This is a genomic window from Xanthomonas sp. CFBP 8152 (assembly GCF_014199025.1).
Taxonomy (GTDB): Bacteria; Pseudomonadota; Gammaproteobacteria; order Xanthomonadales; family Xanthomonadaceae; genus Xanthomonas; species Xanthomonas arboricola_B.
In genome coordinates, this window is sequence record NZ_JACHNO010000004.1 from 203,311 (window position 1) to 214,722 (window position 11,412).

The 11,412-nt window shown below is 68.0% G+C and carries 5 protein-coding genes; 4 read left to right on the top strand and 1 reads right to left on the bottom strand.

What is annotated here, in order from left to right:
• The first annotated feature begins 22 nt into the window (after positions 1-22).
• The 3 genes from FHT09_RS16370 to FHT09_RS16380 all read left to right on the top strand — a co-directional run bounded on the left by FHT09_RS16370 (position 23) and on the right by FHT09_RS16380 (position 9,537).
• A complete protein-coding gene (locus FHT09_RS16370) occupies positions 23-8,551 on the top strand; it encodes a glycoside hydrolase family 94 protein (protein ID WP_184417053.1) in 8,529 nt (2,842 codons plus the stop codon).
• A complete protein-coding gene (locus FHT09_RS16375) occupies positions 8,548-8,769 on the top strand; it encodes a hypothetical protein (RefSeq protein ID WP_104606173.1) in 222 nt (73 codons plus the stop codon). The genes FHT09_RS16370 and FHT09_RS16375 overlap by 4 nt, the downstream gene beginning before the upstream one ends.
• Before the next feature lie 423 nt (positions 8,770-9,192).
• Complete coding sequence (locus tag FHT09_RS16380) at positions 9,193-9,537, top strand: hypothetical protein (protein WP_104606221.1); 345 nt, start codon at positions 9,193-9,195, stop codon at positions 9,535-9,537.
• 73 nt (positions 9,538-9,610) lie between these two features.
• Here the strand turns inward: FHT09_RS16380 and FHT09_RS16385 are convergent, their stop codons facing one another.
• Entirely contained in the window at positions 9,611-10,882 is a 1,272-nt protein-coding gene (locus tag FHT09_RS16385) for a DNA topoisomerase IB (RefSeq protein WP_181126229.1), read from the bottom strand.
• A gap of 57 nt (positions 10,883-10,939) precedes the next feature.
• On the opposite strand from FHT09_RS16385, the gene FHT09_RS16390 reads away from it, so the two are divergent.
• Positions 10,940-11,320: an I78 family peptidase inhibitor gene (locus tag FHT09_RS16390; protein ID WP_104536621.1), complete on the top strand. Its 381-nt coding sequence runs from the start codon at positions 10,940-10,942 to the stop codon at positions 11,318-11,320.
• Positions 11,321-11,412 lie beyond the last annotated feature (92 nt).

An 11,412-nucleotide genomic window follows, 5' to 3' on the forward strand; every position in this document is an offset into this window, starting at 1 on the left:
GGCCCTGTTCGGCGACGAACAGATGCAGGCGCTGGGACAGGCCCTGGCGCAGACACATGTGCTGCACACCGGGCCCGCGCGCGAACTGCTGCTGGCGCAACTCAAATCCAACCAACGCGCGCTTGGCAGCACTGCTGCGCGATTGACCGAGATGGCGGCCGACGGCGTGCAATTGCACCCGGCGGGCGAATGGTTGCTGGACAATTACTATCTGGTCGAAGAACAGATGCGCCTGGCGCGTCAGCATCTTCCGCCCGGTTACAGCCGGCAATTGCCGCGCGTGCGCACGCCCACCTCGGTCGGTCTGCCGCGCGTCTATGAGCTGGGCTTGCAGGTGGTGGCGCATGGCGACGGGCGCGTGGATGTCGTGACGTTGAGCCGCTTCATCGCCGCCTACCAACAGGTGGCACCGCTCAAGCTCGGCGAGTTGTGGGCGATTCCGATCATGTTGCGGCTGGCGCTGATCGACAACCTGCGCCGCATTGCCGACGACATCATGCACGATGGACGCGACAGCAGCCTGGCGGCGCATTGGGCGGCATTGCTCAACGCCACTGCCGCCACGCAACCCAAGGATGTGGTGGTGGTGGTGGCCAACCTGGCGCGCTCGCAACCGCCGGCGACCGGTGCATTCGTGGCCGAGCTCACGCGCGGCATCCAGGGCCGTGGGCCGGTGTTGTCGATGGCCAGCGCCTGGGTGGAGCAATGGCTGGCAAGCGAGGGCCACAGTGTGGAAGCGCTGGTGCATGCCGAAAGCCAGCGCCAGGCAGCCGAGCAGGTCTCGATCAGCAACAGCATCGGTAGCCTGCGGTTCCTGGATGAAATGGATTGGCGCGACTTCGTCGAGGCCATGAGTGTGGTCGAGCAGCGTTTGCGCAAGGATCCGGCCGACGTCTACGCACGTATGGATTTCCATACCCGCGATAGCTACCGGCATGTGGTGGAACAGCTGGCGCAGCGCCTGGAGCGCGACGAGCCGGCCGTGGCCGAGGCGGTGCTGCAGCTGGCGGCGCACGCAGATGCCGCGATGCCGGTGGCCAGCCACGTGGGCTATTACCTGGTGGATGCGGGATTGCCGCAGCTGCGTGCCGCGCTGCGCGACCCAGCCGCGTCAGATACGCCCACACCTCCTCGCCCGCACGCGCGTCGCGTTGCATTGCCGGTCTACCTGTTGCCGATCGCGGCGATCGCGTTGCTGTGGACCGGCGTGCTGCTGCAGGGCGTGGGCGCAGTGCCGCCAACGCTGTGGTGGATCACCGCCGGCATCGCGCTGCTGGCCGCCAGCGAGCTGGGCATTGCGCTGGTCAACTGGGTGGCAACGTTGTGGGTGCGCCCACGTCCGTTGCCGCGCATGGACCTGCGTGCCGGCATCACGCCCGATTGCCGCACGCTGGTGGTGATGCCGAGCATGCTGGCCAGTCACGATGCCATCGACGAGCTGGTCGGCGCGCTGGAGGTGCATTACCTGGCCAACCGCGACGCGCAGCTGTACTTCGCGCTGCTCACCGATTTCCTCGATGCCGGGCAAGCATCGCTGCCTGCGGACATGGCGCTGGTGGCGCACGCGGCGCAGCACATCGACCGGCTCAACGCGGCCTATGCCGATGCGCACGGCGATCGTTTCTTCCTGCTGCACCGCGCACGCCAGTGGAACGCTGGCGAGGGCTGCTGGATGGGTGCAGAGCGCAAGCGCGGCAAGCTCGAAGCGCTCAACCGCCTGCTCTGCGCCGACGACGCGCGGCAGCAGGCGGCCAGCGAATTCCTGCAGGTGCAAGGCGATGTCGCCGCGCTGGTGCAGGTGCGCTATGTGATCACGCTCGATAGCGACACCCACCTGCCACGGGATGCGGCACGCGCACTGGTCGGGGCGATGTCGCATCCGTTGAATGTGCCGCGCATGGATGCGTCCGGGCAGATCGTCGAGGCCGGTTACGGCATTCTGCAGCCCGGCCTGGGCACCGGCATGAGCGAGGGCGGCGAATCGCGGTTTGCGCGCATGTTCGGCATCGAGCCGGGCATCGACCCATACACCCGCGTGGTGTCGGACGTGTATCAGGATCTGTTCGGCGAAGGCTCCTTCATCGGCAAGGGCATCTATGCGGTGGCCACCTTCGAGCAGGTGCTGGCCGGCCGCTTCCCCGACAACCGTGTGCTCAGCCATGACCTGCTGGAGGGCTGTTATGTGCGCGCCGGGTTGCTCAGCGACGTGCGGCTGTACGAACGGCATCCGCAACGCTATGCCACCGATGCCAAGCGGCGCGCGCGCTGGGTGCGTGGCGACTGGCAGTTGTTGCCATGGCTGTTGCCGTGGGTGCCCGACCGTGGCGGCCGACGCGCGCGCAATCCGCTGTCGTGGTTGTCGCGCGGCAAGTTGCTGGACAACCTGCGCCGCAGCCTGGTGGCACCAGCCGCTTTGAGTTTGTTGTTGATCGGCTGGCTGTGCTCGCCCACACCCTTGCGCTGGACGCTATGGCTGCTGGTGCTGTGGCTGGTGCCGGGGCTGTGTTCGGCGCTGTATGCACTGGCGCATCCACCCGAGGGCCTGGGACTGCGCCATCACGCGCGCCAGGTCGGCACGGGGCTGCGTCAGCACCTGCTGCGCACCGGCGTGGTGCTGGCCTGCCTGCCATTCGAAGCCGGGCTGCAGCTGTCGGCGATCGCCCGCACGCTGGTGCGGATGTCGATCACCCGGCGCCACCTGTTGCAGTGGGCACCGTCCAGCGAGGTGGAGCGCAGCGCGCGCAGCGGCAATGCCGAGCAACAACTGATGGCCGGCGCCGCCTGCAGTGCGGCCTTGGCGATCGCTGCGGTGGCGTGGTGGTCGCCATTGGCGTTGTGGGCGGCATTGCCGCTGGGGCTGGCGTGGATGGGCGCACCCTGGCTGATGGCCTGGCTGGGCGAGCAGCCCGCCGCGCCGGTGGCACAGTTGTCGCAGGAGCAGCGTGCCTTCCTCGGTGGATTGTCGCGGCGCACCTGGGCGTTCTTCGAGAGCCATTGCACTGCGCAGCACCACTGGTTGCCGCCGGACAACGTGCAGGAGTATCCGGTCACGGTGGTGGCCAACCGTACCTCGCCGACCAATATCGGCCTGGGCCTGCTGGCCAATCTGGCCGCCTACGATCTGGGCTACCTGACGGTGGCCGGCGTGATGACCCGCGTGGCCGATACCTTGACCACGCTGGAAACGCTGCCGCGTTATCGCGGCCACTTCTACAACTGGTACGACACCGAAACGCTGGTGCCGTTGTTGCCGCGCTACGTCTCCACCGTGGACAGCGGCAACCTGGTCGGACATCTGTTGACGCTGCGGCAGGGGCTGCTGGCGCTGGTGGATGCACCGGCGGTGGCGATGGCGGTGTTCGATGGACTGGCCGATACCCTGGGCGTGCTGGCATCGCAAGCGCAGACACACAGCGACGCCGCCGACCAGGCGCTGGACGCAATGTCGCAAACCTTGCAGAGCATCCGCAGCCAGCCCGCGCCGAGCCTGCACCAGGCCGACCAGGCGCTGCGCCTGCTGCTGGCGCAGAGCCACACGATCCTGGCGCTGATGCCGGACAGCGACGACGACGAGCCGTGGCCGCAACGCTTGATCGACAGCTGCGAGGCGGCCCTGGCCGAAGTGGGCCATTGCGAAACCACGCCCGCCGGTACCGATGCGCATGCGACGCAGCCCCCTGGCGCCGCGGTCGCCACGCTGCGGCAACTCGCCGTCAGCGACCACGCACCCGGGGTGCAGGCCTGGGCCGCCGGACGCGTGCAGGAGCTGCAACGGCTTGCGCATATCGCCGGGCAGCTGGCGCAGCTGGACTACGACTTCCTCTACAACCCCGCCCAGCAGTTGCTCTCGATCGGCTACAACGTCGACGACCAGCGCCTGGATAGCGGGCATTACGATCTGCTCGCCTCCGAGGCACGCCTGGGCATCTTCGTGGCCATCGCCCAGGGCAAGCTGCCGCAGGACAGCTGGTTCGCGCTCGGGCGCACGCTCACCGACACCGGCGCCGAACCGACGCTGCTGTCGTGGAGCGGCTCGATGTTCGAGTACCTGATGCCCGATCTGGTGATGCCCAGCTACCCGCAGACGCTGCTGAGCCGCTCGATGCGCGGTGCGGTGCAGGCGCAGATCCGCTACGGCACCGCACGCGCGGTGCCGTGGGGGGTGTCCGAATCGGGCTACAACACGGTCGATACGCGGCGCAATTATCAGTACCGCGCGTTCGGTGTGCCCGGCCTGGGGCTCAAGCGCGGCCTGGGCCAGGATCTGGTGATCGCCCCGTATGCCAGCGCGATGGCACTGATGGTCGAACCGGATGCGGCCTGCCGCAACCTGCAGCAGCTGCAGGCGCTGGGATTCGGCGGGCGCTTCGGCTTGTACGAGGCGATCGACTACACCCCGTCGCGGGTGCCGCGTGGCGAACAACATGCGCTGGTACGCTCGTTCATGTCGCACCACCAGGGCATGGCACTGCTGGCGCTGGACCACGTGTTGCGCGATGCGCCGATGCAGCGGCGCTTTGTCGCCGACCCGCAGTTCCAGGCCACGGTGTTGCTGCTGCAGGAGCGCGCGCCGCGCGCCGGCGTATACGTCAAAGGCCTGGCCGACGCGGCGCAACGCCCGGTGGCCGCCGAGGCAGGCATGGCCTTGCGCATCCATCGCGACCCCAACCTGGCCCAGCCGGCGCTGCAATTGCTGTCCAACGGGCGTTACCACGGCATGCTGACCTCGGCCGGCGGTGGCTACAGCCGCGCGCGCGACATGGCGGTGACCCGCTGGCGCGAAGACGGCACCCGCGACCACTGGGGCACGTTCTGCTATCTGCGCGATGTGGACAGCGGCGCGGTGTGGTCGGCCGCGCATCAGCCCACCTGCGTCCCGGTGGAGCGCTACGAGGCGATCTTTTCCGAGGCCAAGGCCGAGTTCAAGGGCAGCCACCAGCGCTACGACAGCCACCTGGAAATCGCCATTTCCGCCGAGGACGATGTGGAACTGCGCCGGCTGCGCATCCGCAACCGCTCGCGGCAGACACGCGTGATCGAAATCACCACCTACGCCGAAGTGGTGCTGGCACCGGCGCAGGCCGACGAGGCGCATCCGGCCTTCAGCAACCTGTTCGTGCAGACCGAGATCCTGGCCGACAAGCAGGCGTTGCTGTGCACGCGGCGCCCGCGCGGGCACGACGAGGCGCAGCCGTGGATGCTGCATCTGGTGGCAGTGCACGATGCCGACGTGGCGTCGATCTCCTACGAGACCGACCGCGCCGCGTTTGTCGGGCGCGGGCGCAGCACCCGCAATCCGCTGGCCCTGCACGATCAGGCCAGCCTGACCGGCGCGGCCGGCTCGGTGCTGGACCCGATCGTGGCGATCCGCTGCCGTATTTCGCTGGCACCGGATCAACAGGCGCAGGTGGACATCGTCTACGGCGTCGGCACCCAGCGCGCGGCCTGCACCGCGTTGATCGACAAGTACCGCGACCGCCGTCTGGCCGATCGCGTGTTCGACCTGGCGCTGACCCAGAGCCAGGTCACCCGCCGGCAGATCAACGCCTCGCTGGAAGACGCGATGCTCTACGAACGGCTGGCCGCACGCGTGCTGTTCGTCGACCCGCAACTGCGCGCCGACAACGAGGTGCTGCTGCACAACCATCGCGGCCAGTCGGCGTTGTGGAGTCACGCCATCTCCGGCGATCTGCCGATCGTGCTGTTGCGCATCGCCGACCCGGGCAATCTGGAGCTGGTGCGGCAGCTGGTGCAGGCGCACGCGTACTGGCGCCTGAAAGGCCTGCGCGCGGATCTGGTGATCTGGAACGAAAGCCAGGCCGGCTATCGGCAATCGCTGCAGGACGCCATCCTGGGCCTGATCGCCGCCGACCCGGAGGCCAATGTGCTCGACCGCTCCGGCGGCATCTTTGTGCGCGCCATCGAACACATCTCGCAGGAAGATCGCGTGCTGCTGCAGACCGTGGCGCGCGCGATCCTGAGCGATGCCAACGGCAGCCTGGACGCGCAACTGCAACGTCACCCCAGCGCCCGCGCGCAGCCGCCATTGCTTGAGCCGGTGCAGCAGCCGGACAGCGTCGATCATCCGACCAGCACCCATGCCGCCTACCTGGACAACACCCTGCAGGCCGCAGCCGAGGAACCGGTGTTGTTCGACAACGGCCTGGGCGCCTTCGCTGCCGACGGCCGCGAATATCGCATCACCCTGGACGAAGGCGCGGCCACGCCGGCGCCATGGTGCAATGTGATGGCCAATGCACAGTTCGGCACGGTGGTCAGCGACAGCAGCCCCGGCTACAGCTGGGCCGAGAACGCGCACGAATTCCGGCTCACGCCGTGGCACAACGACCCGGTCGGCGATACCTCCAGCGAGGCCTTCTACCTGCGCGACGAAAGCACCGGCCAGGTGTGGTCGCCGATGGCGCTGCCGTGTCGCGGCAACGCTCGCTACACGGTGCGCCACGGTTTCGGTTACAGCGTCTACACCCATATCGAACACGGCATCGGCAGCGAGCTGTGGGTGTTCGTCGATGTGGAGCGGCCGATCAAGTTCAGCCATCTGCGGCTGAAAAATCTGTCGGGGCGCCCGCGCCGGCTCAGCGTCACCGGCTATGTGGAGTGGGTGCTGGGCGACATCCGCACACGCTCGCAGCAGCATGTGGTCAGCGAGGTGGACCTGGGCAGCAGCGTGCTGACCGCGCGCAACCCGTACAACACCGAGTTCGACGGGCGCGTGGCGTTCTTCGATGCCGATGCGCCCAGCCGCAGCATCACCGCAGACCGCAGCGAATTCATCGGGCGCAATGGCAGCCTGGCCGCGCCCGCCGCACTCGGCCGGCAACGCCTGTCCGGGCGCGTGGGGGCGGGCCTGGACCCGTGCGCGGCGATCCAGATTCCGGTGACGCTGGCGCCCGAACAGAGCTTCGAAACGGTGTTCCGCCTGGGCGCTGCCGTTGATCGCGACACCGCGCTGGCACTGGCATGCCAGAGCCGCGGGGTTGCCGCAGCGCAGGCCGCCTTGCTGGCGGTGCGCACGCAGTGGCAGCAGGTGCTGGGCAGCGTGCAGGTGAGCACGCCCGATCCGGCAGTGGACTTGCTGGCCAACGGCTGGCTGCTCTATCAGACCATCGCCTGCCGGTTCCTGGCACGCAGCGGCTACTACCAGTCCGGTGGCGCATATGGGTTCCGCGACCAGCTGCAGGACAGCATGGCAATGGTGCACGCGCAGCCGGCGCTGGCCCGCGCGCATCTGCTGCGCTGCGCTGCGCATCAGTTCGCGCAGGGCGATGTGCAGCATTGGTGGCATCCGCCGCAGGACCGCGGCGTGCGCACGCAGTGCTCGGACGATTTTCTGTGGTTGCCGCAGGCGCTGTGCCGCTATCTGGACGTCACCGCAGATGCCAGCGTGCTGGACGAGCGGGTGAGCTTTATCGACGGGCGCGCCCTCAAGCCCGACGAGGAATCGTATTACGACCTGCCACAGATCAGCGGCAACATGCAGTCGCTGTACGCGCACTGCGTGCTTGCCCTGCAGCGCGGCATGGCACGGCTGGGCGAGCGCGGCCTGCCGCTGATCGGCAGCGGCGACTGGAACGACGGCATGAACCGGGTCGGCAAGGACGGCAAGGGCGAGAGCGTGTGGCTGGGCTTTTTCCTCTACGACGCGTTGCTGCGCTTTTCCGCCGTGGCCGTGCAGCACGACGATGCGGCATTCGCGGCGACCTGCCGCACACATGCGCAGGCCTTGCGCACCGCGCTGGAACAGCATGCCTGGGATGGGCAGTGGTACCGGCGGGCCTGGTTCGACGACGGCACGCCGCTGGGTTCGAGCGATTCGGACGAATGCCGCATCGATTCGCTGTCGCAGAGTTGGGCGGTGCTGTCCGGCGCGATGGACCCGGCACGCAGTGCACAGGCGATGGACGCGATGCACCAGCAGCTGGTGGATCCCGACGCCGGGATCGTCAAGCTGCTGGTGCCCCCGTTCGATCGCACCGGGCACGACCCCGGCTATATCCGCGGTTACGTCCCCGGCGTGCGCGAAAACGGCGGCCAGTACACGCATGCGGCGGTGTGGGCGACGATGGCCTTCGCCCACTGCGGCGACAGCGCGCGCGCCTGGCAACTGGCCAGCCTGATCAATCCGATCCACCACGCCCGCGACGCGGCGGGCATGCAACGCTACAAGGCCGAACCCTATGTGCTGGCCGCCGATGTCTATGCGGTAGCGCCGCACGCCGGCCGCGGCGGCTGGAGCTGGTATACCGGTGCCGCCGGCTGGATGTACCGGCTGCTGACCGAATCGCTGCTCGGCCTGCAGCGCCATGGCGCGCGCATGCACATCGCCCCGTGCATCCCGGCCGGCTGGCCGGGCTACCAGTTGCGCTACCGCTTCGGCAGCAGCACCTATGTCATCGACGTCACCCAACGCCCGGGCATCGAGGCGCGGCTGGAGATCGACGGCGTGACACAGGCCGAGCTGGCTTTCACTCTGGTTGACGACGGCGCGGTCCACGCTGTGGCACTGGACTGGCCGGCAGACGCGACATGAGCACACGCAGACACACCCATACCAGCCATCAACTCGCCGACCTGGGCAAGATGCTGTCGGTCTGGCCGCAGCGGGTGCGCGACCCCAGCCAGTTCTGGCAGCAGTTCGACGCCTTGGCCAAAGGCATCCTGGATGAGGCCGCCGCAGCCGATCTGCAGCGGGTGAAACGCCGCCTGCGGCAGCTGCTGCACCGTCACGGACTGACGCGTACGCGCTAAGCGCGCCGGCAATCTGCACGGCACCATCTGCATTGCCACAGCTGCGCGCTGGCTGCGCATGGGCTCGGCCCCTGCGTGCAGCGGCTTCCCGCATCCCGGCGGGCACACGACCTGGACGCCGGCAGGACCGTCGGGGCTGGCCGAAGACGTGCAGGTGCAGGCGCGCATGGCGCAGCGACCGCATGTGCCTTGCGCATGGCGGCCGTTGCCGGAAGGTTTGTCGTGGAGTCGTCCCTAAATCGAGGTCATCGCCAGAAGCTGGTCATCGCGGTCACGCAAGAAGGTCTAACCCCTGCGTCCCGGGTAGCGGCAGGGCATGGCGCGCCTGGCACCACGGCGCGGGCAGCGGGCAGCGGGCAGTCTTCATGCCACGCCAACAACGCTTTCTTCACGCTTGCGCCATTCTTCCGCTGGAGATCCCAGATGATCCGCACCCTCGCCCCGCTCGCTGCCGTGTTATTGCTCTCGGCCTGCGCCTCCAACCAGGTCGTGCAGGTACAGCCCATCGACGGAGTCATCTCCGGCCAGTGCCATATCGACAAGGTGCGCGGCGCGGTCGGCCTGGCCGCGGCGGCGCAGACCATCGAACGTGCGCGCGTGGACAGCGACAGCCTGCAGGTCAGCGTGCGCCGCGGCGAACGCGCCACCGGCGGCACCACCGCCAGCGGCCTGGCCGACCCGGCTCAGGGCGCCAGCGAAAGCGGTGGCGATCACCTCACCGTCGAGACCGGCCCGAACAACAACATCACCGCGATCTACTGCGGCTGAGCGGGGCGCTGGTTCGGCGACCGCATGCGCGGCGGCTGTTTACGGGTCTTCGGGCCTGTCGCCGCCGCGGCACTCACTTCCGCTTCGATGCAGCTTTTGCCGGCGTCTTCAGCTTGCCGCGCGAGGTGGTCAGGAATTTCAGCGTCGCCGCCTCCCATTGACGTTCGCCACGCACGCCGGTGGCCATGGCCTGCAACTGACCGGCGCGCCAGCCTTCGAACACGCACGGGTCGATATACGCCTTGCGACACACCGAGGGCGTATTGCCCAGCGCATCGGCCACTTCGCGGATGACATCGTTCTGCACCTGGGTCAGCGCGCGTTCGCTGATGCGCTCTGGCAGCGGCAAGCGTGCCAGACGTTGCAATGCCGCCAGCGTGCCGCCCCAGGTGCGGAAGTCCTTGGCGGTGAAATCCTCGCCCATCGCCTCGCGCAGATAGTCGTTGACCTCGCCCGAATCCACCGGCTGCAGCTGGCCGTCGTCGTCGCGATACTGAAACAACGATTGTCCCGGCAATTGCTGGCATTGCCGGATCAGTTTGACCAGCTGCTTGTCGTCCACTTCGATCTCGTGATCCTGGCCGCTCTTGCCGCGGAACTTCAGCCGCGCACGTCCGCCGCGCAGGAACTCCATGTGCCGGTTGCGCAACGTGGTCAGCCCATAGGAACGGTTGCTGCGCGCATATTCGGCATTGCCCACACGTACCAGGGTGTCGGCCAGCAGCGCCACCACGATCGCCAACACCTTCTCGCGCGGAAATCCCGGCAGGACCAGATCGCGGCGCAGGCGTCGCCGCAGTTTCGGCAACGCGGTGCCGAAGGCGATCACCCGTTCGAACTTGCCCTCGCCACGCACCTGCGCCCAGTCGGCGTGGTAGCGGTACTGCTTGCGCCTGCGCGCATCGCGGCCGGTGGCCTGCAGATGGCCATTGGGCTTGGCGCAGATCCACACCTCGGTATACGCCGGCGGAATGGCCAGCGCGCGGATGCGTTGCAAGGTGTCGGCATCGGCCACGCGTTGCCCGTCCGCACTGCGGTAACTGAAGCTCTTGCCGGCCTTGCGGCGGCTGATGCCGGGCTGCTGATCGTTGACGTAAGTCAGCCCGGCCGCGCGCGCGGTGGCCTTTGCCTGTGCGACTGCGGCCACGCTCGCCACCGCAGCCGTGGCGGCCACTGCGCCGGCGGCAACGGTGACCAGCTTGCCGGCGGCGCCGACACCGTCTGCAGCATTGCGAAGAATACGTTTGGCTTTCATTGCGCGCCGATTGAAGGACAGGCGTCGATTGTTGAGCCAGGCAGGACTAGGCTGCGTCAACGCTACGCCAACGCCATGTGGGCAAGCGATGCCCGCGAGCGGTTTTGTGCTTATGCTTGGGCTTCCCCAACTGTGCTGGAGCTATCGATGCGCGCTGTCCTGCCTACCGTCCACCTGGCCTGTACCCTGGTCGTGCTGGCGGCATTGACTGCCTGCGGCTCGCCGCAACCGGACGAGCAGGAAGCCGTCTCCACCAAGGCCCAGCAAGCCGCCGAACAAGCGGCCGCACCAGCGCCGGCCGCCGCACCCGAAGCGCCGCCGATCGGCAGCTGCGATGCCACCCAGGTGCAATCGCTGGTGGGCCAGGCGCTGACCGATGCGGTGAGCGAACAGGCCCGCAACGATGCCGGCGCCAAATCGGTACGCGTGCTCAAACCCGGTCAGATGACCACGATGGAGTTCAATGGCGAGCGGCTCAATCTGGAAGTGGATGCCAAGAACGTGATCGCCTCCGTGCGTTGCGGCTGAGCACACGTTGGCGCCTGTTGGCGAACAGGCGCCGAGCCAGCTGGCACAAGGCCTTGCGGCTACCCTCGTTGCAGCTGTAACGGTGTATTGCG

What these genes read in the sequence shown, in the direction of transcription:
- FHT09_RS16370 (WP_184417053.1), top strand. Translation starts at nt 23, where the DNA reads ATGCAGGCGCTGGGACAGGCCCTGGCGCAGACACATGTGCTGCACACC.
- FHT09_RS16375 (WP_104606173.1), top strand. Translation starts at nt 8,548, where the DNA reads ATGAGCACACGCAGACACACCCATACCAGCCATCAACTCGCCGACCTG.
- FHT09_RS16380 (WP_104606221.1), top strand. Translation starts at nt 9,193, where the DNA reads ATGATCCGCACCCTCGCCCCGCTCGCTGCCGTGTTATTGCTCTCGGCC.
- FHT09_RS16390 (WP_104536621.1), top strand. Translation starts at nt 10,940, where the DNA reads ATGCGCGCTGTCCTGCCTACCGTCCACCTGGCCTGTACCCTGGTCGTG.